20 protein-coding genes and 1 tRNA gene are annotated in these 24,236 nt (G+C 72.2%); 13 read left to right on the top strand and 8 right to left on the bottom strand.

Features of this window, described 5'->3' with window-relative positions:
* Positions 1 to 36: 36 nt before the first annotated feature.
* The gene (locus WFI16_RS04135) at positions 37 to 657 is read left to right on the top strand and encodes a glutathione S-transferase family protein (RefSeq protein ID WP_419896519.1); all 621 of its coding nucleotides are present in this window, start codon (positions 37 to 39) and stop codon (positions 655 to 657) included.
* Positions 658 to 759: 102 nt separating this feature from the next.
* A tRNA-Leu gene (locus tag WFI16_RS04140) sits at positions 760 to 843 on the top strand.
* Positions 844 to 986: 143 nt separating this feature from the next.
* Here WFI16_RS04140 and WFI16_RS04145 read toward each other — a convergent pair.
* From WFI16_RS04145 to efp, 5 genes are all read right to left on the bottom strand, one after another.
* The gene (locus tag WFI16_RS04145; RefSeq protein ID WP_419896520.1) at positions 987 to 2,666 is read right to left on the bottom strand and encodes a peptidoglycan -binding protein; all 1,680 of its coding nucleotides are present in this window, start codon (positions 2,664 to 2,666) and stop codon (positions 987 to 989) included.
* Positions 2,667 to 2,698: 32 nt separating this feature from the next.
* On the bottom strand, positions 2,699 to 3,871 hold the full coding sequence (locus WFI16_RS04150) for a flagellar motor protein MotA (RefSeq protein WP_419896521.1): 1,173 nt from the start codon (positions 3,869 to 3,871) through the stop codon (positions 2,699 to 2,701).
* Positions 3,868 to 4,473 (bottom strand): hypothetical protein, encoded by a 606-nt coding sequence (locus WFI16_RS04155; RefSeq protein ID WP_419896522.1) that lies wholly within the window; start codon positions 4,471 to 4,473, stop codon positions 3,868 to 3,870. The genes WFI16_RS04150 and WFI16_RS04155 overlap by 4 nt, the downstream gene beginning before the upstream one ends.
* 108 nt (positions 4,474 to 4,581) lie before the next feature.
* On the bottom strand, positions 4,582 to 5,427 hold the full coding sequence (locus tag WFI16_RS04160; protein ID WP_419896523.1) for an inositol monophosphatase family protein: 846 nt from the start codon (positions 5,425 to 5,427) through the stop codon (positions 4,582 to 4,584).
* Between the two features lie 109 nt (positions 5,428 to 5,536).
* Positions 5,537 to 6,103 carry an elongation factor P gene (gene efp / locus WFI16_RS04165; RefSeq protein WP_419896524.1) on the bottom strand — a complete coding sequence of 189 codons (567 nt, stop codon included), beginning with the start codon at positions 6,101 to 6,103 and terminating at the stop codon, positions 5,537 to 5,539.
* A 366-nt stretch (positions 6,104 to 6,469) separates the two neighbouring features.
* On the opposite strand from efp, the gene WFI16_RS04170 reads away from it, so the two are divergent.
* Positions 6,470 to 7,159, top strand: coding sequence for a hypothetical protein (locus WFI16_RS04170; RefSeq protein WP_419896525.1), 690 nt, complete (start codon positions 6,470 to 6,472; stop codon positions 7,157 to 7,159).
* 7 nt (positions 7,160 to 7,166) lie between these two features.
* Here the strand turns inward: WFI16_RS04170 and WFI16_RS04175 are convergent, their stop codons facing one another.
* Positions 7,167 to 8,489: a DUF445 domain-containing protein gene (locus WFI16_RS04175; protein WP_419896526.1), complete on the bottom strand. Its 1,323-nt coding sequence runs from the start codon at positions 8,487 to 8,489 to the stop codon at positions 7,167 to 7,169.
* Positions 8,490 to 8,616: 127 nt separating this feature from the next.
* Between WFI16_RS04175 and WFI16_RS04180 the strand changes: the two genes are divergently transcribed.
* From WFI16_RS04180 to WFI16_RS04220, 9 genes are all read left to right on the top strand, one after another.
* Positions 8,617 to 8,748, top strand: a complete 132-nt coding sequence (locus WFI16_RS04180; RefSeq protein WP_419896527.1) for a hypothetical protein — start codon at positions 8,617 to 8,619, stop codon at positions 8,746 to 8,748.
* Positions 8,745 to 9,479: a metal ABC transporter ATP-binding protein gene (locus WFI16_RS04185; RefSeq protein WP_419896528.1), complete on the top strand. Its 735-nt coding sequence runs from the start codon at positions 8,745 to 8,747 to the stop codon at positions 9,477 to 9,479. Before WFI16_RS04180 ends, WFI16_RS04185 begins: the two co-directional genes overlap by 4 nt.
* Positions 9,480 to 9,488: 9 nt before the next feature.
* Complete coding sequence (locus WFI16_RS04190; RefSeq protein WP_419896529.1) at positions 9,489 to 10,370, top strand: metal ABC transporter permease; 882 nt, start codon at positions 9,489 to 9,491, stop codon at positions 10,368 to 10,370.
* A gap of 89 nt (positions 10,371 to 10,459) precedes the next feature.
* The gene (locus WFI16_RS04195) at positions 10,460 to 10,819 is read left to right on the top strand and encodes a RidA family protein (RefSeq protein ID WP_419896530.1); all 360 of its coding nucleotides are present in this window, start codon (positions 10,460 to 10,462) and stop codon (positions 10,817 to 10,819) included.
* A 316-nt stretch (positions 10,820 to 11,135) separates the two neighbouring features.
* A complete protein-coding gene (locus WFI16_RS04200) occupies positions 11,136 to 12,422 on the top strand; it encodes a dicarboxylate/amino acid:cation symporter (protein WP_419896531.1) in 1,287 nt (428 codons plus the stop codon).
* A gap of 233 nt (positions 12,423 to 12,655) precedes the next feature.
* Positions 12,656 to 13,657, top strand: a complete 1,002-nt coding sequence (locus WFI16_RS04205) for an NAD-dependent epimerase/dehydratase family protein (RefSeq protein ID WP_419896532.1) — start codon at positions 12,656 to 12,658, stop codon at positions 13,655 to 13,657.
* A gap of 53 nt (positions 13,658 to 13,710) precedes the next feature.
* A complete protein-coding gene (locus tag WFI16_RS04210) occupies positions 13,711 to 14,847 on the top strand; it encodes a DegT/DnrJ/EryC1/StrS family aminotransferase (protein ID WP_419896533.1) in 1,137 nt (378 codons plus the stop codon).
* A 313-nt stretch (positions 14,848 to 15,160) separates the two neighbouring features.
* Positions 15,161 to 16,804: an NAD(P)/FAD-dependent oxidoreductase gene (locus tag WFI16_RS04215; RefSeq protein ID WP_419896534.1), complete on the top strand. Its 1,644-nt coding sequence runs from the start codon at positions 15,161 to 15,163 to the stop codon at positions 16,802 to 16,804.
* 162 nt (positions 16,805 to 16,966) lie between these two features.
* Positions 16,967 to 18,544, top strand: coding sequence for a hypothetical protein (locus WFI16_RS04220; RefSeq protein WP_419896535.1), 1,578 nt, complete (start codon positions 16,967 to 16,969; stop codon positions 18,542 to 18,544).
* 253 nt (positions 18,545 to 18,797) lie between these two features.
* Here WFI16_RS04220 and WFI16_RS04225 read toward each other — a convergent pair whose 3' ends face one another.
* On the bottom strand, positions 18,798 to 19,976 hold the full coding sequence (locus WFI16_RS04225; protein ID WP_419896536.1) for a M20 family metallopeptidase: 1,179 nt from the start codon (positions 19,974 to 19,976) through the stop codon (positions 18,798 to 18,800).
* Positions 19,977 to 20,127: 151 nt separating this feature from the next.
* On the opposite strand from WFI16_RS04225, the gene WFI16_RS04230 reads away from it, so the two are divergent.
* Positions 20,128 to 22,728: a response regulator gene (locus WFI16_RS04230; protein ID WP_419896537.1), complete on the top strand. Its 2,601-nt coding sequence runs from the start codon at positions 20,128 to 20,130 to the stop codon at positions 22,726 to 22,728.
* Between the two features lie 53 nt (positions 22,729 to 22,781).
* Here the strand turns inward: WFI16_RS04230 and WFI16_RS04235 are convergent, their stop codons facing one another.
* Positions 22,782 to 24,197 (bottom strand): amidase, encoded by a 1,416-nt coding sequence (locus WFI16_RS04235; protein WP_419896538.1) that lies wholly within the window; start codon positions 24,195 to 24,197, stop codon positions 22,782 to 22,784.
* Positions 24,198 to 24,236: the final 39 nt, after the last annotated feature.

Consider the following 24,236-nt stretch of genomic DNA (forward strand, 5'->3'; position numbering starts at 1 on the left):
GCATAGCGTGTCGCCGATCTCTGGCAGGAGTCCAGCATGCCCATTCTCTGGGGCCGTCCCAACAGCAGCAACGTGATGAAGGTGATGTGGCTCTGCACCGAGCTCGGCCTGGCGCATGAGCGGCGCGATGCCGGCGGCGCCTTCGGCCTGACCGCGGAGCCGGCCTTCCGGGCGATGAACCCGAACAGCCTGGTGCCGGTCTGGCAGGAGGATGACGGCTGGGCGCTGTGGGAGAGCAACACCATCCTGCGCCACCTGGCCGCCACCCGCCCGGGCGGCGCGGCGCTCTACCCGGCCGATGCCCGCCGCCGCGCCGCGATCGAGCGCTGGATGGACTGGCAGCTGGCGCATCTGGCCGCGCCGATGACGACGATCTTCTTCACCCATGTCCGCATCCCGGAGGCCGAGCGCGACTGGCCGGCGACGGAGGCGGCGCGGGTCCGGGCCGCTGGCCTGTGGCAGATGGTCGAGCGGCAGCTGGAAGGACGCGACTTCCTGGAGGGCGACTTCAGCCTGGCCGATATCGCCCTCGGCATCTTCGCGCATCGCTGGTTCGCCCTGCCGATCGAGCGGCCGGACCTGCCGAATCTGCGCGCCTGGTACGACCGGCTGCGGCAGCGCCCGGGCTATGCCCCGGTCCTGGCGCCGATGACCTGAAGCGGGCCTCCGGCGACGGCGCGGCTTCCGCCGTCCCGTGCAGATCAGGCCCAGCTGCCCCCGTGACGGAGGCTTCCGCATCGGCTATTGCGGAAGCACCGCGCGGGTGTGGTGAAATGGTAGACGCGCCGGACTCAAAATCCGGTTCCGAAAGGAGTGTCGGTTCGAGTCCGACCACCCGCACCACCCGCCTTCCGCACCGCCTGTGTTGCGGAACCGGCCTGCCACCTTGCCAGCGCCGGCGTGGCCCCCGGCAAAGGCCGGACCGGATCGGTCACCCTTTGGCACCCTCTCCTCGCTGAAGGCGCCGCCCTATGGCGGCCTCCCCCTCAGCGATCGGTCAGCCGCAGCTCGATGCGGCGGTTGCGCGCCAGGGCCTCCGGCGAATCGCCGGCCTCCAGCGGCTGGTATTCCGCGAAGGCGGTGGCGGCGACGCGGTTGGCCGGCAGGCCCTCGCCGATCAGCAGCTGCGCCACGGCGATGGCGCGCGCCGAGGACAGCTCCCAGTTGCTGGCGAAGCGGCCGCCACCGCGGATCGGGCTGCGATCGGCATGGCCGTCGACCCGCAGCACCCAGGCGAGCTCGGGCGGGAACTGCCGGCTGATCTCCAGCAGCACCTGCGCCAGGGCGCGCAGCTGTTGCTGGCCGCTGGCGGAGAGATCGGCGCTGCCGACCGGAAACAGCACCTCGCTCTGGAAGACGAAGCGGTCGCCGACGATGCGCACTTCCGGGCGGTCGCCCAGCACGCTGCGCAGCTTGCCGAAGAAGTCCGAGCGGTAGCGCTGCAGCTCCTCGACGCGCGCGGCGAGCGCGGCGTTCAGCCGCTGGCCCAGCGCGCTGATCTGCGCGTCCTTGTCGCGGCCGGCGGCCTCCTGCGCGTCGAGCAGCCCGGCGACGCGCGACAACTCGGCGCGCAGCTCGGCCAGGCGCTGGGTCAGCAGGGCGACCTGGGCGCGGGCGCTCTCGGCCAGGCGGGCATGCTCGCCGCCCTCGGCCTCGGCGCGGCGCTGTGCCTCGCCGGCGGTGGTGGCGGCGGTCTCGGCGCGGCGCTGGGCCGCGGTGGCGCTGGCGGCGGCGGCTTCGGCGGCGCTGCGGCGGGCGGCCTCGGCGGTGGCCAGCGCCTCGGCGGCGCTGCGGGCCTGCTCCTGCTCGCCGGCCCGGGCGAGGGCGGCGGCGGCGCGCTTCTCCAGCTCGTCGCGCAACGCGGTCAGCTGCTGCACCTGCAGGGTCAGCCGGGCGACGTCGGCCAGCCGCGCCTCGATGGTGGCGCGGTCGGCGGTCACCGTCTGGTTGATCGTCTCCAGCTCGCGCCGCAGCATCGCCAGCGCCGCCTGGGCGGCGGCGAGCTGGGCGCGGGTGTCGGCCAGCTGCGCCAGATTGCCGTCGCGCGCCGTCTCGGCGCTGCCGGCGCGGGACTGGGCGGCGGCCAGCTGGCTGCGCGCCTCGGCCAGCGCGGCGCGCTCGGCCTCGAGCGCGCGGCGCGTCTCGGACAGGTCGCGCAGGGCCTGGGCGCTGCCGCCGCCGATCGCCTCGGCGCGGGACTGCGCCTCGGCCAGGCGCTGCTCCAGCGCGGCGATGCGGGCGGCGGCGCCGCCGGCCGAGAGGTCGAGATCGGCCAGCCGCGCGGCCAGCCGGTCGCGCTCGCCGCGCAGCGCGTCGCGCTCGGCGCCCTGGCGGTCGCGCTCCTCGCGCAGGCCGGTGAGCTGGGAGAGGGCGGTGTCGCGCGCCGCGGCGGCGCCGCGCAGTTCTTCCGTCAGCCGCGCCAGATTGCCGCGCAGTTCCTCGCCCTGGCCGCGTTCGAGGGCCAGCAGCTCGGCCAGCTCGGAAACCTGCCGGTTCAGCCGGTCCAGCGCCTGGTCGCGCGACGACAGCGCGACCGACAGAAATCCCTGAGCAAGCACGAAGACGAGAAGAACAAAAATGATGACCATCAGCAGGGTGGACAGGGCGTCCACATAGCCGGGCCAGGCATTCGGCTGCTCCCGCTGGCCGCGGCGTCCGAGGGCCATGGGTCAGGCTTTCCCGACGGAGAGGCACCGCATCAGCGCGGGCCTTCCTCGGCCAGCGCCGCGATGGTGCGAGCCAGGATCTTGATCTCGCCGCGGATCTCGGCGGTGGACTGGGCGCGGCCCTGGGCCACGTCCTCGCTCATCCGCGCCAGATAGACCTCGATGTTGCGCAGATGCGCGCGCGAAGCATCGTCGATCGCCGGGGCGGCATGGGCGGCGACATGGGCGGCCTGCGCCTGCGCCTCGGTCAGCCGCGCGATGGCGGGCGCCAGGCCAGACTGGGCTTCCGCCATGCGCTGCATCAGCACCTGGTTGGCGCGCATCTGGTCGGCCATGATCGACAGCCGGTCGGTCAGCGTGTGCAGCGCCTGGGAGGAGGCGGCACGCCCTTCCTCGCCGCGCGCCATGATGCGCTGCAGGTTCTCGAGATTCTCCGCGGTCTGCTCCAGCAGCGCCTGGACATAGGCGGGGATCGAGCCGCCGGCCTCGCCATCGCCGCCGAGCACGCCGGAGGAGAGGCGGGTGACGCCGGCCAGCCATTCCTCCAGCTCGGAATAGAAGCGGCTCTGCGCCTGGCCGGCGGTGAGGTCGAGGAAGCCCAGCACCAGCGCGCCGGCGAGGCCGAGCATCGAGGAGGAGAAGGCGATGCCCATGCCGGAGAGCGGCTGCGCCAGGCCGGATTTCAGCTGGTTGAACAGCTGGTTCAGGTCGCCCGAGCCGACCGACATCGAGTTGATTACATCGGCGACCGCGCCGATGGTCATGATCAGGCCCCAGAAGGTGCCGAGCAGGCCGAGGAAGATCGACAGCCCGGTCATGTAGCGCGACAGCTCGCGGCTCTCGTCCAGGCGGGAGGCGATGCCATCCAGCAGGCTGCGCATCACCGGGGCCGAGATCGACAGCCGGTCGCCGCGCCGCGCCGCGATCATCGAGGCCATCGGCGCCAGCAGCCGCGGCTCGGGGCGGGCGGCGGCGCCGGGCTTGGGGGCGCGGAAGCCCTCCAGCCACTCGACCTCCGGCTTCAGGCTGAGCACCTGGCGGATGTTCCAGCCCACCCCCAGCAGCAGCACCACCAGGATCACCGCGTTGAGCAGCGGGTTGGCGGCGAAGGCATTGGCCAGCTCGGCCGAGAGCATGGCGCAGAGCGCCAGCACGGCGGCGAGGAAGACCAGCATCCGCAGCAGGTAGTGGGTCGGGCGGGTCATGGGCGGCTCGGGCTCTGGTTCTGGGAGGCGCTGGAAGCACGGCGGCCGCTGGGTGGCAGCAGCTCGATGGCGTCGCGGGCGTCGACGGTGCGGCCGAGCGGGCGGATGTCGATGCGCGTGCCGTCCAGCCCGCCCTGCTCGAGGATGCGGCGGATCGCCTGGCCATGCGCCAGCGAGTCGCGGCGCGCCAGCGAGACGTCCTCCTCCGGCCGGGCCACCTGGGCGATGATGGTGACGCGGCCCTCGGTATGCTCGGCCAGCCAGCGGGCGATGCCGGTCAGCGCATTCTGCACCGCCGCATCGGCCTGGCCGCGGGCGAGGCCGCCGGTCAGCCGCCAGCCGCCGGCGGGCAGCGCCTCGATGCCGCGCGCCAGCGGCAGGCTGGGCTGCGGCAGCGGCTCGGCGGGACGCGGCGGCTGATTCAGGTCGGGCGGCTGGGGGGCGGCGGCCGGCGGATCGGGCGGCAGCGGCGGCTCCGGCATCGCTGCCGTGGCGGCGCCGTTGCCATTGCCCGGGACGGCCTGCGCCTGGGCCTGCACGGCCGGCAGGACGACGAGCAGGCCGGCCAGGACCAGGAAGGGAAGAGGGGGAAGAGCGCGCATTCTGCGCGGCACCCTAGACCACAACCCCGGTCGCGGGAAACGCGGCGCGGCCACCAGAATCGCGGCCGGCCGCGGATTTCCGGCGGCTTTCGCCAGCGAGGTGCGGGATCAGCCCTCGGCGCGGGCGCGCTGGATGGCGGCGATGCCCTCGTTGACCACCTCGCGCAGCTTCGGCTGCAGCAGCGGGTTGCCGGCGATGACATTGCCCGAAGGGTAGGGGTCGGCGCCGTCCATGTCGGTCGCCCAGCCGCCGGCCTCCTTCAGGATGATCAGCCCGGCGGCGATGTCCCACTTGTTGAGGCCGAGCTCCCAGTAGCCCTCGTAGCGGCCGGCCGCGGTCCAGGCCAGGTCGAGCGCGGCGGCGCCCATGCGGCGGACGCCGGCGACCTGCGGCATCACCTTGGCGAGGATGGCGCTGAACTCGGCCTTGCGCGGGATCTTGGCGAAGGGGATGCCGGTGGCGAAGACCGCCTGGATCATGTCGCGGCGGCCGGAGACGCGCAGGCGCCGGTCGTTCAGGAAGGCGCCGACGCCCTTCTCGGCCCAGAACAGCTCATCGGCGGCGGGGTTGTAGATGACGCCGGCGACGATCTCGCTGGTGGTCTCGGTCAGCCGCTTCTCGATGCCGATGGAGACGGCCCAGTGCGGGATGCCGTGCAGGAAGTTGGTGGTGCCGTCCAGCGGGTCGATGACCCAGCGCCATTCCCAGTCGGCGCTGCCGCTCTCGCCCTGCTCCTCGCCGAGGAAGGCGAAGTTCGGCCGGGCGCGGCCGAGCTCGGCGCGCAGCGTCTCCTCGGCGCGCAGATCGGCCTGGCTGACGAAGTCGCCCGGGCCCTTCATGCTGACCTGGAGCTGCTCGACCTCGCCGAAATCCCGCAGCAGGCGCTTGCCGGCCTTCTGCGCGGCGGCGACGACGACGTTGAGGGCGGGCGAGAGGCGGGCAGAAGGGGCCACGGCGGGGCACTCCGGAAGCGGGGGATCGGGTCGTCTGAAACAACGGGGAGGGTCGGGGGGCAGCCAGGGGGGCCTGAAGGGCCCCCCGCAGTCAACGAGGCGCTGAGCCTCAGCCCTTGGCGCGCTCGACGTAGGAGGCGTCCTCGGTCTTCACCACGATGCGCTCGCCGGCGGTGATGAAGGGCGGCACCATGGTCTTCACGCCGTTCGACAGCACGGCCGGCTTGTAGGAGGAGGAGGCGGTCTGCCCCTTCACCACCGGATCGGCCTCGACGATCTCGAGGGTGACGTGCTGCGGCAGCTCCATCGCCACCGGCTCGCCCTCGATCAGGCGGGCGGAGACGGTCATGTTCTCGGCCAGGAAGGGCAGGCGGTCACCCAGGATGGCCGAGGGGACCAGCGTCTGCTCGAAGGTCTCGGGATCCATCAGCACCAGGTTGTCGCCGTCGGCGTAGGAGTAGGTGAACTCCTTGTCCTCGGTCATCAGGCGCTCGACGGTGTCGGCGGTGCGCCAGCGATCATCCTTCTTGGTGCCGGTCTTGATGTCGCGCATCTCGACCTGGATGAAGGCGCCGCCCTTGCCCGGGGTGATGATCTGGATCTTGAGCACCGTCCAGCGCCGGCCCTCGTATTCGATGACCTGACCGGGGCGCATCTGATTGGCCTGCTGCTTCATGGGCGGGGCACCTGTCTCTGGCGGAGGCTTGAAGGAACGAACGGCCGCCCCGACAGAAGAGCGCTGCAGGGAAGCCGCTTCAGCCCCGGACCCTGGCGGGCACGGGGGCGCGAATGGGCCGGGGGTTTAGCCTGCCCGGGGGGGGCGCGGCAATGGGGCCGCGGCACGGCGCGGCAGGCATGCAGCCCCCGCAAGGCCTGCGCTCCGACCGGCCGAGGCGGCGCTCGCGCCGATGTGCGGCGGCGGCGGAGCGGCCGACGGGCCGGGCACGCAGCGGTGACCGGGCAGGGCCTCGACGGCCCGTCCCGGCTGCCGCCATGGTCGGGGTCCGAGGCGGAACCACCCGGGGGAGAGAGTGAACGGTCGATGCGACGCGCCCTGAGGCGCCGGCCTGCCGCGCTGGCGCTGCTGCTGCCCCTGCTCGGCGCCGGCTGCGACGACGCGCCCTCGGGGCCGATGCCGCTGGCGGAATGGCAGCGCAGCGGCGTGGCGCGGCGGCCGCTGCCGACCGGTCAGGGCGTCACCCTGCAGGTGCCCGAGCTGCCGGGGATGGGCTGCCTCAGCACCGCGCCGCCCGAGGCCATGGCGATCTGCCAGTTCCGCCTCGACGAGCGCAGCGGCCGGCTGCTGCCGCCCGGCCGCGCCGAGGCCGAGGCGCTGCAGGTGACCATGCTGTTCCTGCCCGGCTTCTACCGCACGCACCGGCTGTTCTCCCGCGCTGCGCCGCAGGACTGGGCACCGCTGCCCGGGGAGTCGTCGCAGGCCGCGGTGCAGGGGGCGCTGGAGGGGATGGCGGCCGGCCGCCGCTATGCCGTCGGCTGCTGGCAGCGCGAGGCGACGGCGCCGCTGGGCCCCTTCGCCTGCGCCCTGGCGGTGGAGGGGCTGCGCATCGGCTCCAGCCTGGTCGAGTTCGCCGCGCCGCCACCGGCCGAGCCGCAGCGGCGCGCGGCCGAGGCCGCCACCGACCCGCGGGCCGGCCAGGCGATGCTGATCGACCGCGCCCGGGTCGAGCGGCTGGTCGGCCTGGTCGCCGCCATCGACCGCAGCTTCGAATGACGCCGGCTCAGCTGGCGACGTGGCCGAAGATCGCCCGCATCAGCGCATAGAGCGCGCCGCCGACCAGGAAGCCGACCAGGGTGCCGTTGATGCGGACATATTGCAGGTCGCGTCCCACCCGCAGCTCGATCTTCTCGACCACCGTGGCGGTGTCCCAGCGGGCGACCACGCCGGCGATGAAGTCCGACAATTGCGCCTGGGCCGAGGGCAGGGCGGCGCGCGCGGCGCGGGTGGCGAAGCCGTTCAGCCGGTCTCTCGCCGCGGCATCCTCGGCCAGCAGGGTGCCGAGATTGGCGAAGAGGCCGGCGACCAGCGCGGCGCCGCGCCCCTCCGGCGCGCCGGCATCGGCGGCGACCATCGCCTTCAGCCGGCCCCAGAGATCCATCAGCCAGGCGCTGACCGTCGGATGCGCTACCGCCTCGCGCAGCGCGCGGCCGATCGCGGCGGCGCGCTCGGGGTCGGTCTCCAGGCGCTCGATCTCGGCTGAGAGCCAGGTCTCGAAGGCCTGGCGCAGCGTGCTGTCGCCCGGCTCGACCTTCTCCAGCTCCTGGTTGATGGCGGTCAGGATGCGGCGCGCGACGGTGCCGCCGGCCAGCCAGCCGACGAAGGCGCCGCCCTCGGCGCGGACGCGGGCCTGGATGGCGGCGCGCAGATCCTCCTCCTTCGCTGCCAGCAGCGCCTTCATCTGCTCCAGCGCCAGGCCGAACACCGCCTGGTGCTGGCCGCCGGCCATCAGCGCGCGCAAGGCGCGGGCCAGCAGCCGGGCCGAGCCGGGGCCGGAGACCAGCCGCGGCAGCAGGCGGCTCAGCAGGCGCCGCGCCCGGCCATCCTCCAGGCTGTTCAGCAGGGCGGGCAGGCTGGCGGCCAGCGCCTCGGCGGCGGGGCGGCAATTCTCCGGGTCGGAGAGATAGCGGCGCAGCAGCCCGGCCAGGTCGATGCGGGCCATCACCCGGTCGAGCTCGGCCTCGGTGAAGACGTGGTTGGCGACGAAGCGGCCGAGGCCGCGGCCCAGCCTTTCCTTCTGCCGCGGGATGATGGCGGTGTGCGGGATCGGCAGGCCCATCGGCCGGCGGAACAGCGCGGTGACGGCGAACCAGTCGGCCAAGCCGCCGACCAGCCCGGCCTTGGCCGAGGCCTGCAGCAGCGACGTCCAGTAGCCGGGCGGCAGGGCGTAGGCGCCGAGCATCAGCCCGCCCATGCCGGCCAGCAGGCCGGTGGCCAGGCGGCGGTGCCCGGCCAGCCGGCGGCGCAGCTCGGCCTCGGAATCGGCGAGGGGGCCAGGGGGCGTACCAGGGGCAAGGCCTGGCGGCAGGGGCGCGGATCCATCCATCGTCGCGGAAGGTAGTGTCGGCATGGCCCCGGCGGGAGGCGCCCCCGGCTGACTTTCCCTCCATCGCGGCCGAGCCATGCGCGGGCGAGGCTTGTCCTGCCCTGGGGAAATGTTATCTCGTAACAGCATGAGCCTCTCGCCCCGTCCTCTGTTCGCCGATCCCCTGGCGCTGTCCGCCGGCACGCCCGCGCGGCTGGCGCTGGCCGCGCTGCTGCTGGCGCTGCTCTGGGGCGGCGTGGCCTGGGCGCTGCTGGCATGAGCTTCGAGATCTCCCTGTCCGACCTGACGCTGACGCATGGGCGCCGGGCGGCGGTGCACCACTGCTCGGGCCGCTTCGCGCCGGGCAGCCTGACCGCCATCGTCGGGCCGAACGGGGCCGGCAAGTCGACGCTGCTGCGCGCCATCGCCGGGCTGCATGCCGGCATGGAAGGCCGGCTGCAGGCGCCGCCGGCAGGGATCGCCCTGCTGCCGCAGGCGGCGGCGCTGGACCGGCAGTTCCCGATCTCCTGCCTGGACGTCGTGCTGTTCGGGCACTGGTCGCGGGCCGGGGCCTTCCGCGCGCTGACCCGCGCCGAGAAGCAGGCGGCGCAGGACGCCCTGGCCGCGGTCGGCCTGGCGGGCTTCGAGTCGCGGCTGGTCGGCAGCCTGTCGGTCGGGCAGTTCCAGCGGGTGCTGTTCGCGCGGCTGCTGGTGCAGGACGCGCCGGTGATCCTGCTGGACGAGCCGTTCAACGCCGTCGATGCCCGCACCGCCCATGACCTGATCGGCCTGGTGCGGCGCTGGCATGGCGAGGGGCGCACCATCCTGGCGGTGCTGCACGACCTGGAGCTGGTGCGCGCCGAATTCCCCGAGACGCTGCTGCTGGCGCGCGAGCCGGTGGCCTGGGGCCCGACCGCCGAGGTGCTGACGGCCGCCAACCGCATGAAGGCGCGGATGATGGCCGAGGCCTGGGATGCCGAGGCCGAGGCCTGCCGGCGCGACGCCGCCTAGCGTCAGGATATGTTCGACCTCTCCCTCGCCGATCTGCTCTGGGCGCCCTTCGCCGAGTTCGGCTTCCTGCGCCGCGCGCTGGTGGGCTGCCTGGCGCTGTCGCTGGCGGCGCCGCCGCTCGGCGTCTTCCTGGTGCTGCGGCGGATGAGCCTGACGGCCGATGTGCTGGCGCATGGCATCCTGCCGGGCATCGCGGCGGGGTTCCTGGTCGCCGGGCTCTCGGTCACCGCCATGTCGATCGGCGGGTTGGTGGCCGGGCTGGTGGTGGCGCTGGGGGCAGGGGCGATCAGCCGCGCGACCAATGGCCGGGAGGATGCGGCGCTGGCCGCGCTCTACCTGGTGGCGCTGGCACTGGGCGTCACGCTGATCTCGACGCGGGCCGGATCGGTCGAGCTGTCGCATCTGCTGTTCGGCAGCGTGCTCGGGGTGGATGACCCGGCGCTGTTCATGATGGCGGGGATCGCCAGCCTGACGCTGGTGGTGCTGGCCTTCGCCTGGCGGCCGCTGGTGCTGGAATGCTTCGACCCGGGCTTCGCCGCCGCCGCGCGGGCCAGGGGCGGGCTGTGGCACATGGTCTTCCTGGGCCTGCTGGTGCTGAACGTGCTGGCCGCCTTCCAGGCGCTGGGCACGCTGATGGCCGTGGGGCTGATGATGCTGCCGGCGGTGGCGGCGCGCTACTGGGCGCGCAGCGTCGGCGGGCTGGCCTATGTGGCGGCCGCCGTGGCGCTGGTCTCGAGCTATCTGGGCCTGCTGCTGTCCTACCATCTGGACCTGCCGAGCGGCCCGGCGATCGTGCTGGTCTCGGGCGGCTTCTGGGTGGTCTCGGTGCTGTGTGGCCGCGTCGACGGCCTGGTCTTCCGTTTCGTGCGCCGCCGCCACCTGGCGGCTTAAGGAACAGAAAAAAGATGGGGGTCCGGGGGAATTCCTTCCCCCGGCCTTTCCTCTAGGCTGCCGGAGTCTTTGGTCGGGAGCTTTGTTCGATGACCCTTCCCATTCTCCGTCTCGCCGAGGAGCAGCGCCTGTCCGGCGCCACCGTGGCGAATGGCTTCGTCTTCCTGGCCGGCCAGGTGGCCGATGACGACAGCCTGGATGCCGAGGGCCAGACCGCCGACATCCTGGCACAGATCGATGCGCTGCTGGCCGCGGCCGGGGTCGACAAGCGGTCGCTGCTGCAGATCCAGATCGTGCTGGCCGACATTGCCGATGCGCCGGCGATGAACCGCGCCTGGGATGCCTGGCTGGACCCGGCGCACAAGCCGGCGCGAATGACGATCCAGGCGCCGCTGGTGAACCCGAAGTGGAAGGTGGAAATCACCGGCGTGGCGCTGGCGAAGGCCTGACATCCAGCGGGTGGCGGGGATTTAACCCCGCGTTCAGAAAGCCCGCAGGGTCTTGTATAAGAGAGCGTTTTTGCCCCCTGGCCCAGCGGCCAGGGGGTTTTCGCAGGGTGGCCGAGCATGACGCGGCCCGGGCAGCGGCGTTAGGCGTGCCGCAGGCCGTGGCCCGGCGGTTCCGGGGCGGCCGGCGGGACGTCCTCCAAAGCAGCAATGATTTCCGGTCCAGAATGCCCCGCGGCGCAGGTCGCGCGGGCGGCCAGGGCGGAGCCTGCGCGCTTTCCGGGGGATGTCCGCGACCAGGTAGCGAAGGACTGGAACGATGCTGAGGCGCTGGCTTGGCCTGCTCTATGTGCAGGTGCTGATCGCGATCGTGCTGGGCGTGCTGGTGGGCGCGCTCTATCCGGCGACGGGGGCTTCGCTGAAGCCGCTGGGCGACGCCTTCGTCAAGCTGATCAAGGTGGTGATCGCGCCGGTGGTGTTCTGCACCGTGGTGCATGGCATCGCCAGCGTGCGCGACGCCAGCAAGGTCGGCCGCGTCGGGCTGAAGGCGATCCTGTATTTCGAGGTGGTCTCCACCTTCGCCCTGGTCATCGGCCTGATCGTGGCCAAGGTGCTGAAGACCGGGTCGGGCTTCAACATCGACCCGGCGCAGATGGACGCCCGCGCGATCCAGGGCTTCACCCAGCGGGCGCAGAGCGACAGCGTCGTCGCGCATCTGATGAACATCATCCCGGACACCTTCTTCGGCGCCTTCGTCAATGGCGACCTGCTGCAGGTGCTGTTCCTGGCGGTGATCACCGGCTTCGCCATCAACGCCCTGCCGGAGAAGATGCGGGTGCCGGTGGCGCATGCCATCGACCATCTCTCGGCGATCTTCTTCGGCATCGTGAAGATCGTGGTGAAGGCGGCCCCGCTCGGCGCCTTCGGCGCCATGGCCTTCACCATCGGGCAATACGGCATCGCCTCGCTGCTGCGCCTGGGCGAGCTGGTGGCGACCTTCTACCTGACCTCGATCCTCTTCGTGCTGCTGGTGCTGGGCAGCATCGCCCGGCTCTGCGGCTTCTCGATCCTGCGCTTCCTGAACTACATCCGCGAGGAGCTGCTGATCGTGCTCGGCACCTCGAGCAGCGAGAGCGTGCTGCCGCAGGTGATGCGCAAGATGGAGCGGCTGGGCTGCGCGCCGAACGTCGTCGGCCTGACCGTGCCGCTGGGCTACAGCTTCAACCTGGACGGCACCAATATCTACATGACCCTGGCGACGATGTTTCTGGCATACGCCACCAACACGCCGCTGACGCTCGGACAGGAGCTGACCATTCTTCTCGTCGCCATGCTGACCTCGAAGGGGGCGTCGGGCGTGACGGGGGCGGGGTTCATCACCCTGGCGGCGACGCTGTCGGTGATCCCGGACATTCCCATCGCGGCGCTCGCCGTGCTGATCGGCATCGACAAGTTCATGAGCGAGTGCCGGGCGCTGACCAACCTGGTCGGCAATGGCGTCGCCTGCGTCGCCATCAGCCGCTGGGAAGGCGAGCTGGACCGCGACCGTCTGACGCAGGAGCTGGCTGCCGGGCCGCAGCCGGAAGAGGCCAAGGCCGCCGCCTGACCAGCCGCTTCCTCTGCCACCCAGGGACCGGTCTCAGGCCGGGGAGGACAGCCTCCCCGGCCTTTTTTCTTGTTGTTTTTCAACCTGCGAAAGAAATCTCGCGGGCTCGTGATCGGTGCTTCCGTTGGGGACGCGAAGCGGGCATGCTCGCCCCGGCACGGCCCCGCCTTGGCCGCGCTTCCGCCGCAATGCCGGGACAGCCTGACGCCTTCACGAGAGATCCTGCCACCCCGATGCCCGCTTCCGAGCTGCCCCCGAGCAAGAGTACCTCCTGGCAAGGCAAGCGCGTCCTGGTCACCGGCGGCGCCGGCTTCCTGGGCAGCGGGCTGTGCCACGCCCTGCAGGGCCTCGGCGCCGAGGTCACCGCGCTGGATGCCATGCTGCCGGAGGGCGGCGCCAACCGCGCCAACCTGGCCGGCAGCGGCATCCGCCTGGTCGAGGCCGATCTGCGCGAGGCCGAGCTGGCGCCGCTGGCCGAGGGGCTGGACGCCGTCTTCAACCTGGCCGCCCAGACCAGCCATGCCGGCTCGATGCAGGACCCGCTGGGGGATCTCGCGACCAATGGCATGGCGCAGCTGCGGCTGATCGCGGCACTCCGCGCCGGCTCGCCGCAGGCGGTGGTGGTGCATGCCTCCACCCGGCAGTTCTATGGCCGTCCGCGCTACCTGCCGGTCGACGAGAAGCACCCGATCAATCCGCCCGACGCCAATGGCGTCTCCAAGCTGGCCGGCGAGCAGTACTGGCTGATGGAAGGCCGCGTGCATGGCCGGCCGGTGGTCTCGCTGCGGCTGACCAATTGCTACGGCCCGCGGCTGCGTATCCGCGACGCCCGCCAGACCTTCCTGGGCATCTGGTTCCGCCGCCTGCTCGAAGGCGAGGCTTTCGAGGTCTGGGGCGGCGAGCAGCTGCGCGACCTGGCCTATCTCGACGATGTCGTCGCCGCCTTCCTGGCCGCCGCCGAGACCCCTGGCTGCGCCGGCCAGGCCTTCAACATCGGCGGCGCGCCGCCCGTGTCGCTGCGGCAGCTGGCCGAGGCCGCGGTCGCCGCGCATGGCGGCGGGAATTTCGTCACCAGGGAATTCCCCGCCGACCGCGCGCCGATCGACATCGGCAGCTTCCACGCCGATGACAGCGCCTTCCGCGCCGCCACCAGCTGGGCCCCGAGAATTCCGCTGGCGGAGGGGCTGCGCCGCAGCCTCGACTGGTTCCGCCCGCGGCTCGCCGACTACGCGTGACAACCACCAGCCAGCGCGCCCGAAATGGCGACAGGTACCGAGGAGATGGGCAGATGGACATGCCCGTGATCACCGTCCCCCAGGCCGACCCCGGCGCCGCCTACCGCGCCCATCAGCCGGCCATCGACGCCGCGCTGCAGCGGGCGCTGAGCTCCGGCTGGTACATCCTGGGGGCGGAGGGCGCCGCCTTCGAGCGTGAATTCGCCGAATGGCTGGGCCTGCCGCGCGCCGTCGGCTGCGCCAATGGCACCGATGCGCTGATGCTGGTGTTGCGCGGCCTGGGCATCGGCCCGGGCATGACGGTCGCCACCGTCTCGCACACCGCGGTCGCGACGGTCGCCGCCATCGAGATGGTGGGTGCCACGCCGCTGCTGCTCGACATCGATCCCGACACCTACACCATGGACCCGGACGAGCTGGCCGCCGTGCTGGAAGACCCGCCGCCGGGCCTGCCGCCGATCCGCGCCGTGATCCCGGTGCATCTCTATGGCCAGGCCTGCGCCATGGGCCCGATCATGGAGGCCTGCCGCGCCGCCGGCGTCTTCGTCATCGAGGACTGTGCCCAGGCGCATGGCGCCACCATCGACGGCCGCGTCGTCGGCACGATGGGCGATGCCGCCGCCTTCAGCCTGTATCCGACCAAGAACCTGGGCGCGCTGGGCGATGCCGGCATCCTGGCCTGTGCCGATCCGGAACTCGCCGACCGCATCGCCGCCATCCGCCAGTATGGCTGGAAGCACCGCTACCTCTCCGACAGCATCGGCGTGAACAGCCGGCTGGACGAGGTGCAGGCCGCCGTGCTGCGCGTCCGCCTGCCGTTGCTGGCCGCCGGCAATGCCCGTCGCGCCGCCATCGCCGACGCCTATGACGCGGCGCTGGCCGGCAGCCGCATCGCGCCGCCGGTCCGCCGCGCCGGCGCCGGCCATGTCTTCCACCAGTATGTCATCCGCAGCGACGACCGCGACGAGATGGCCGCCCGCTTGCGTGCGCTGGGGGTCGGCTCGGGCATCCACTACCCGGTGCCGGTTCACCTGCAGGGCGCCTATGTCGGCCGCACCCCCGTCGGCCCCGCCGGCTGCGCGGAGACCGAGGTCGCCAGCCGCGAAGTGCTGAGCCTGCCGATCTTCCCGGAACTCTCCGACGCCCAGGTGGAGACGGTCTGCTCGGCGTTGCGGATCGTGGCAGGCTGAAGCAAAGCGATCGGGTTAGGTCGGGGGAATGAATTCCCCCGAACCCCCATCTTTTTTCTGATCATCGGCTGTGGAGCGACCGGCGCTTCATCCGAGCCCACGCCAGGGCATCACGGCGGGACGCTGTTTTCATGAACGGCCCTCGCCGACAGGTCGTGCTGCAGCGTGGCCGTTTCGCCTGCCGTCCCCACGTGGACATGGCAATTAGACAGGAAGAAGAAGGGGTCCAGGGGAATTCATTCCCCTGGCCTTTGCCTTGCCTTCCTGTCTATACGGCCCGCCATCGCTCACCCTGGTGGATAGAAACCTCCCGATGCTGCGACTGCACGAATTGAAGCTGCCTCTGGACCATGCGCCGGAGGCTCTGCGGCAGGCCGTTCTCGACCGTCTCGGCATTGCCGAGGCCGAGCTGCTCGACCACCATGTCTTCCGCCGCGGCTATGATGCGCGGAAGAAGCACGCGATCCTGCTGATCTACACGCTGGACGTCACCCTGCGCGACGAGGCGCCGGTGCTGGCGCGCTTTGCCCGCGACCCGCATGTCGGGCCGACGCCGGACACCAGCTACCGCTTCGTCGGCCGCGCGCCGGCGGGCGAGACGCGGCGGCCGCTGGTCATCGGCGCCGGGCCCTGCGGCCTGCTGGCCGGGCTGGTGCTGGCGCAGATGGGCTTCCGGCCGATCATCCTGGAGCGCGGCAAGGAGGTGCGGGAACGCACCAAGGACACCTGGGGCCTGTGGCGCCGGTCGGAGCTCAACCCGGAATCCAACGTGCAGTTCGGGGAGGGGGGCGCGGGCACCTTCTCGGACGGCAAGCTCTACAGCCAGATCAAGGACCCGCAGCACCACGGCCGCAAGGTGCTGGAGGAATTCGTCCGCGCCGGCGCGCCGGAGGAGATCCTGTTCCTCTCCAAGCCGCATATCGGCACCTTCCGCCTGGTGCAGATGGTCGAGCACATGCGCGCCGAGATCGAGAGCCTGGGCGGCGAATACCGCTTCGGCACCCGGGTGACCGACTTCCTGGTCGAGACCGCGGCCGATGGCGCGCGGCAGATCCGCGGCGTGGCGCTGGCCGATGGCGGCACCATCGAATCCGACCATGTGGTCCTGGCGATCGGCCACAGCGCGCGTGACACCTTCGAGGCGCTGCTGGCCAGCGGCGTCTATATGGAGGCCAAGCCCTTCTCGGTCGGCTTCCGCATCGAGCACCCGCAGCGCATGGTCAACGAGTGCCGCTTCGGGCCTTCCGCCGGCAACAAGCTGCTGGGGGCGGCCGACTACAAGCTGGTGCACCATGGCAGCGACAACCGCTCGGTCTACAGCTTCTGCATGTGCCCGGGCGGCACGGTGGTCGCCGCCACCAGCGAGCCCGGCCGCGTCGTCACCAACGGCATGAGCCAGTATCAGCGCGCCGAGCGCAACGCCAATGCCGCCATCGTCGTCGGCATCGAGCCGGAGCGCGACTATCCGGGCCATGTGCTGGCCGGCGTCGACTTCCAGCGCCGGCTGGAGGAGGCGGCCTTCGTCGCCGGCGGCGGCGACTACCGCGCGCCGGCCCAGACGGTGGGCGACTTCCTGGCCGGGCGGCCCTCCACCAGCCTCGGCGACGTCGAGCCCAGCTACAAGCCGGGGGTGACGCCGACCGACCTGGCCTCCTTCATGCCGCCCTTCGTGATCGCCGCCATCCGCGAGGCGCTGCCGGCCTTCGACCGCCAGATCAAGGGCTTCGCCCGGCCGGACGCGGTGATGACGGGGGTGGAGACGCGCACCTCCTCGCCGGTGCGGATCAAGCGCGGCGCCGACGGGCAGAGCCTGAACACCCGCGGCCTGTTCCCGGCGGGCGAGGGCGCGGGCTATGCCGGCGGCATCCTCTCGGCCGGGGTGGATGGCATCAAGATGGCCGAGGCGGTGGCGCGCAGCATGCTGGGGCTGGACAGCGGCCTGAAAAGCGCCGCCTGACGCGGTTTTCCCCGCGGGAAGGCGGGGCGAAAAGCGAAGGAAACGGTGGCTTCGCCCTCGCTTCGGCACCGCTTTTGCCGCATTCTCACCAAAATGCGAGGTGAGCCTCGCCGGGTCAGGGCGGCTGCTGCCGCCGCCGGCCGAGAGTGAGGGGGGTATCGCTTGAGCTTCAGCTTCCCAGGGGCGCCGCAGGAGCTGGCGCCCGGCCGTCCGCGGCTGAGCGCCGAGCTGCGCCGCACCGCCCTCTGCCTCGGCATCGTCGCCGCCTGCCTGGGCATGGTGCTCTTCGCCCTGCTGCGCACGCCGATGAAGGACGACCTGGCCTGGCTGCTCTGGGTCGCCGGCCAGTGGCTGCGCGGCCAGGAGCTGTATATCGACCTGGTCGAGGTCAATCCGCCGCTGATCATCTGGCTCAGCGCCATCCCGGTGATGCTGGCCGATCTGACCGGGCTGACCGCCAAGCAGGTGGCGCTGCCGATGATCGCCGCTGGCGCCCTGGCCTCGGCCTGGACGGTGGCCGGGCTGCTGCGCGGCACCTCGCCGGTCTTCGACCGCCGCCCCGCCACCTTCGCCGCCATCGCCAGCGTGCTGCTGGTCATGCCCGGCGTCGAGTTCGGCCAGCGCGAGCACCTGATGGTCATCGCCGTGCTGCCGCACCTGGCGCTGCTGATCCGCACGCTGGAGGGGCAGAAATCCTCGCTGGGCCTGTCGCTCGGCGCCGGGGTGCTGGCCGGGCTCGGTGTCGCGCTGAAGCCGCGCTACGTCATCTGCCTGGGCGCGGTGGAGCTGGCGGGCTGGCTGCATCGCGGCTTCCGCATCCGCCTGGCGCCGCTGGTGGCCGGGCTGGCGGGCCTGCTCTATCTGGCCAGCATCGTCTGGTTCGTCCCCGCCTTCATCGAGCGCGCCGTCCCCCTGGCGCTGACCCTCTATGGCGGCACCGACACCGGCCCGCTGCAGCTCGCCCGCGAATCCTGGGTGCTGCTGCTGGGCCTGGCCACCTGCCTGGTGCTGACCTGGCGCACCGATCGCGGCGGCGCCGCCTCCGGCGTCATGCTGGTGCTGACCGCCTTCGCCGCGGCCGCCACCATCGCCATGTTCATGGACGGCAAGAACTGGTTCTACCACCGCATCCCGGCGCTGATGGCGGTGACCTTCGCGCTGGTCTTCTGGTGCGCCGACGTGGCCCTTCGCCGCGGCCCGGCGCTGCGCTTCCGCTGGGCGCTGCTGGCGCTGGCCATGCTGCCGCTGACCCTCTACGTGCAGCAGACCTCCGGCCGCATCTATGAGCGCCTGGTCCTGGCCGTCGAGCCCGACCAGACCACCGAGGTCCGCCTGGAGCGCCTGATCCGCCGCGAGAAGGTGCGCAGCTACATGGCCTTCTCCGAGTGGATCGGGCTGGGCTTCCCGGTGGTGAACAACACCAATGTCACCTGGGCCTCGCGCTTCGACTCGATGTGGGCGCTGCGCGGCGAGATCTGGCGCGCCCGCCAGGATGGCGGCGTGGCGCCGGATGAATGGCCGATCCGCCACTGGGTGGTGCAGGACTTCATGGAAGGCTGCCCGGACCTGGTCGTCGTCGACCGCCGCGGCGAGGCGATGAACTACCCCGCCATCCTGTCCCAGGCCAATGCCGGCTTCGCGGCGATCTGGGCGCGCTACCGGCAGATCGCGACCGTCGATGGCCTGCAGGTCTATCGGCGACAGGGCGAGGGCTGCGGGGATGCGGCGGGGCTGGGGTGACGGGAAGACAGGGGCAGGCCAGGGGAATGAATTCCCCTGGACCCCTTCTTTTCTCTGTTCACCGGCCGTGACCTGACCTGCGCCTCACCGGCGCCGTTGCCCGAGCATCACGGCGGGACGCCGTTTTACAAAACAGGTCGCGCTGCCGCTGGGCCGTTTCACGTCCTGTCTTCACGTGGACACGGCAGTCACCCCAGGAAAAAGAAGGGGGTCTGGGGGAATTCATTCCCCCAGACTTCCGCCTGTCTTCTCTTCAGATCCCGGCGCTATCCAGCTTCAGGATCGCCCGCGCCAGCGCCTGGGCGCGCGGCACGAAGGAAGCGACTTCCAGGTATTCCTCCGGGCTGTGCGCCTTGCCGCCGACAGGCCCGACGGCGCAGAGGGTGGGCGCGCCCACGGCGGCGGTGAAGCCGCTGTCGGCGCAGCCGCCGGCGAATTCGCCCATGGTCTCGAAGCCGCTCTCGGCGGCGGCGGCCTTGTACAGGCCGAAGACGGCGTCGGTGCCGGGGTTCTGCGCCAGCGGCAGGAACTCGCCGCGGATGGTCAGCGTCGCGCGGGTGCCGGGGACATGGGCCTTGTCCACGATGGCGTGGATGCGGCCCATGATGTCGTCGCGGTCCTCGGGGTGGATGTAGCGCAGGTCGATCTGCCCCTGCGCCCAGGGCGCGACGGTGTTCACCGACTGGCCACCGGAGACCAGGCCGACATTGAGCGTGATGCCGCGCGGAATGTCGGTCAGCGCGTGGATCGCCTGGATCTTGCGGGCCAGCTCCTCGATGGCGCTGATGCCGGCCTCGAAATTGCCGCCGGAATGGGCCGCCTTGCCCTCGATGTCGACCACCATGAAGACGCCGCCCTTGCGGCCGGTGACCACCGCGCCGGAGGGGCGGCCGGGCTCGGAGTTGAACACCACGCGGGCGGTGCGGGCGGTGGCCTCGATGACGGGCCGGCCCTCGGGGGAGCCGATCTCCTCGTCGCCGGTGAACAGGCCGACCAGCGGGCCGGGGGCGCCGCCGAACTGCGCGAAGGCGGCCATGACGAACAGGTTCTGCACCAGCCCGGCCTTCATGTCGCAGACGCCGGGGCCGGTGGCGATGCCGTTCTCGACCTTGAAGGGGCGGCGCTCCGGCTCGCCCTTGGGGAAGACGGTGTCGCGGTGGCCCATCAGCACGATGTTCTGGCGGGCATTGCCGCTGGCGGTCGCGTCGCCGCCGGCGACCGTGGCGCGCAGGCAGTCGCCGTGCTTCGCGCCGGCGATGGTCTCGACCGGGATGCCGTAGCGCTCGCAGAAGGCCTTCACCCGGGCGCCGACCGCATCGACGCCGGCCTTGTCGTAGCTGCCGCCGTCGATGTTCACCATCGCCTCGAGCTCGGCCAGCATGGCGTCCTGCTGGCTGGCCAGCCATTCGGTGATCTGGGTCTCGGTGCTCATGCGGCCGCGTCTCCATGGCGTTCGGGGCGCGCAGGGTGACCGCTTTCGCCCCGGCCGTGAAGCCGGCGGCGGCGAGAAAGCCCGGCATGGCGTGGCGGGACGGCGCGCGGTATGCAGCGAGGCGGGGAGCGGGGGAGAGCGGAGCGGGATGATGCGAGGGAAGCCGTGGCCGCTGCTGGCCGCCGCCCTGGTGGTGCTGGCGGTCTCGCTCGGCCTGCTGGTCGCCAGCCAGGTTTCTGCGCAGCTCCACGCCAATCGCCAGGCGGTCTGGCACAGCTTCCGGGTGGCCGATGTGACGCGGGCGCTGCTCTCCGCGGTGCAGGACGCCGAGACCGGGCAGCGCGGCTATATCCTGACCGAGCGCGAGAGCTATCTCGGCCCCTACGAGGCGGCGGAAAGCCAGGTGCCGGAGCTGCAGCGGCAGCTGCTGGAGCTGCTGGCCGGCAATACCGCGCAGCGCTTGCGGGCCGAGCGGCTGCAGGTCCTGGTCGACGACAAGATGGCCGAGCTGGCGGAGAGCCTGACGCTCAGCCGCAACCAGGGCTTCGCCGCCGGCCGGGCGCTGGTGCAGACCGACCGCGGGCGCGAGCTGATGTTCTCGATCCGCGGCGCGGTGGAGTCGATCCTGGCCGAGCAGCAGGCGGCGCTGGGCCAGCAGGTCGAGGCGGCGGACCGGACCCAGGATGCCAGCCTGCGGGCGGCGCTGGGCGGGATCGCGCTGTCGCTGGGGGCGATCCTGGCGGGGACGCTGCTGCTGCTGCGCAACAACACGCGGCTGAAGCGCACCGAGGCCGCGCTGGCCGAGCAGGGCGCGGTGCTGCAGGCGACGCTGGACCATATCCAGGATGGCGTCGCCGCCTTCGATGCCGGCGGCGCCCTGGCGGCCTGCAACCGGCAGTTCTTCACGCTGCTCGACTTCCCGCAGGCCTTGATGCGGATCGGCACGCCCTTCTCGGCCTTCCTGGCGATCGACCGGCGGCGCGACACGCCGGTGCTGGCGGCGCCCGACCGGATGCGCGGGCCGGCCGGCAGTGGACAGCAGCTGTCGCTGTCGCAGGCGGGGCGGGAGCTCGAGATCTATCGCAATGCCATGCCGGAGGGCGGCTTCGTCATCTCCTGCATCGACGTCACGCGCCGCGCCCAGGCCGAGGCGATCCTGCGGCAGACCCAGAAGATGGAGGCGATCGGCCAGCTGACCGGCGGGGTCGCGCACGATTTCAACAACATGCTGCAGGTGGTCAGCGCCAATCTGGAGATGCTGGGCCGGGCGCTCGGGCCGGAGCATCCCGGCCGGCGGCATCTGGGCCATGCGGTCTCGGGCGTCATGCGCGGGGCGCGGCTGACCGCGCAGCTGCTGGCCTTCGCGCGGCGGCAGCCGCTGGACCCCCGGGTGATCCAGCCCGGCCGGCTGGTGCGGGAGATGGCCGACCTGCTGCAGCGGACGCTCGGCGAGCGGATCGCGGTGGAGGCGGTGGTCGCGGGCGGGCTGTGGAACACCCAGGTCGATCCCGGCCAGCTCGAGAATGCGCTGCTGAACCTGGCGCTGAACGCGCGCGACGCCATGCCGGAGGGCGGCAAGCTGACCATCGAGGTCGCCAATGCTGCGCTCGACGAGGCCTATGCCGCCGGCCATCTGGAGGTGGAGCCGGGCCAGTATGTGATGCTGGCGGTCAGCGACAGCGGGGCCGGCATGGCGCCGGCGGTGATGGCCCGCGTCTTCGAGCCCTTCTTCAGCACCAAGGAGGAGGGGCAGGGCACCGGCCTCGGGCTCAGCCAGGTCTATGGCTTCGTCAAGCAGTCGGGCGGGCATGTGAAGCTCTACAGCGAGCCCGGCCAGGGCACGGTGGTCAAGCTCTATCTGCCACGCTCGCGCCGGATGGAGGACCAGCTGGGCCCCGGCGCGGCCGGGCCGGTGGTGGGCGGCAGCGAGACCATCCTGGTGGTGGAGGACGATGCCGAGCTGCGCGAGGCGGTGGTGGAGATGCTGCAGGGCCTGGGCTATCGCGTGCTGCGGGCCGAGCATGCGGAGGCGGCGCTGACCGTGCTGTCCAGCGGCGTGCAGGTCGACCTGCTGTTCACCGATGTGGTGATGCCGGGGCCGGTGAAGACGCGGGAGCTGGCGCGGCGGGCACAGGACATGATGCCGGGCCTTAAAGTGATCTACACGAGCGGCTATACTGCCAATGCCATCATTCACGACGGACGGCTGGACGAGGATGTACAATTGCTGAGCAAGCCTTATCGCCGGGAAGACCTGGCCCGCCATCTGCGCCGCGCACTGGGCACGGCCGCGCCCGAGCCCGCGCTGCTGGCCGCGGCGGCGATGGGCGGCGGCGGCGAGGCGGCCGGGGCGGCCGGCGAGACGGCGATCGGCTGGCCCGAGGGCACGGTCGCCCTGGTGGTCGAGGACGACCCGCTGATCCGCATGAACCTGGTGCAGATGGTCGAGATCATGGGCCTCGCCCCGGCCGAGGCCGGCAAGGCCGAGACGGCGCTGGCCTGGCTCGACCGCAACCCGCGGCCCGCGCTGCTGATCACCGACCTGACGCTGCCGGGGATGGACGGCATCGCGCTGGCGGCCGAGGCGCGCCGCCGGCATCCCGGCCTGCCGGTGCTGCTGGCCACCGGCCATGCCGAGGGCTCCCTGGCGATCCCGCCGGAGCTGTCGGAGGGCCTGGGCTTCCTGGGCAAGCCCTTCGCGATGCTGCAGCTGGAGCGGGCGCTGAAGGCGCTCTGGGCCAAGACCCGCTGAGGGCCAAGACCCGCTGACCGCGGCGGGCGGCGGAGCGCCGCCCGCTTCCCCGGCTAGTGGTGATGGTGCTGGCAGCCCTCCGGCCGGGCCACCGGCACCGCCGCCGCCTTCTCGATCACCCGCGCCGCGCGCAGGCAGAGGTCGTCCTTGTGCTGCGCCGCCGCCAGCTGCACGCCGCGCGGCATGCCCGCCTCGTCGAGGCCGAGCGGCACGGTGATGGCCGGCTGCCGGGTCAGGTTGAAGGTGAAGGTCCAGGGCGCCCATTGCTGCCACAGCGCCTCGGTGGGGTTCAGCGTCGGCGCATCGGCGGCGAAGGCGGCGGTCGGCGTGGTCGGGCAGAGCACCAGGTCGTAATCCTGGTGGAAGGCGGCCATGGCATGGGCCGCCTCGGTGCGCAGCGCCTCGGCGCCCAGATAGTCGATGGCGGACATGCCGCCCTCGCGCGCCGCGACCTCCTCCAGCCCGCTGTCGAGCAGGGCGCGCTGGCCGGGCTCCATGGTGGTGACCAGCCGGGCCAGCGCCACGCCCCAGACGCGGCCGAAGATGGCGCGGGTGTCGGGCAGCACGGGGTCGGCCTCTTCGACGATGGCGCCCTGCTCGGCCAGGATGCGGGCGGCCGCCTGCACCGCGGCCTCGCCCTCGGCATCGACGGGCGGCGCGAAGCCCAGGCGGCGGACCACGGCCACGCGCAGCCCGGCGACCCCCGTCTCGATCTCGGCGCGCCAGTCGCGCGGGTCGTCGGGCAGGCAATAGGGGTCGCGGCTATCGGCGCGGGCCATGGCCGAGAGCATCAGCGCCGCATCGCGCACGCTGCGCGTCATCGGCCCGGCGCAGGAGACCTGGCCGAAGGCGGAATGCGGCCATTGCGGGATGCGGCCATAGCTGGGCTTCAGCCCGACCAGCCCGCAATAGGCCGCCGGGATGCGGATCGAGCCGCCGGCATCTGTCCCCACATGCAGCGGCCCGAAGCCGGCCGCCCCCGCCGCGCCCGCGCCGGAGGAGGAGCCGCCCACCGTGCGCTCCGGGTTCCAGGCATTGCGGCTGATGCCGTGCAGCGGGCAGTCGCCGGGGGTCTTCCAGCCGAATTCGGTGGTGGTGGTCTTGCCCAGGATGACGGCGCCGGCGGTGCGCAGGCCGATGACGGCGGGGGCGTCCTCCGCGGCCGGGGCGCTGGAGGTGGTCTTGCTGCCGCGGCGGGTGGGCAGGCCCTGGACGTTGAGCAGGTCCTTGATCGTCACCGGCACGCCGTCCAGCGGGCCGATCGGCCGGCCGGCGGCCCAGCGGGTGGCGGATTCGCCGGCCTGCTTCAGCGCGCGCGGGTTCAGCGTGGCGAAGGCATTGACCCAGGGGTTGTAGCGCGCCACGCGCTCCAGCACCGCCTGCAGCGCCTCGACCGGGGAGAGGCGGCGGCTGGCATAGAGGGACAGAAGCTGCTCGGCCGACATCAGGGCCGGATCGGTATCGGACATGCGCGCTCTCAAGGGATTGGTTGGGCGCAAGATGGCGCC

This window comes from Roseomonas sp. USHLN139 (assembly GCF_037145735.1).
Lineage (GTDB): Bacteria > Pseudomonadota > Alphaproteobacteria > Acetobacterales > Acetobacteraceae > Pseudoroseomonas.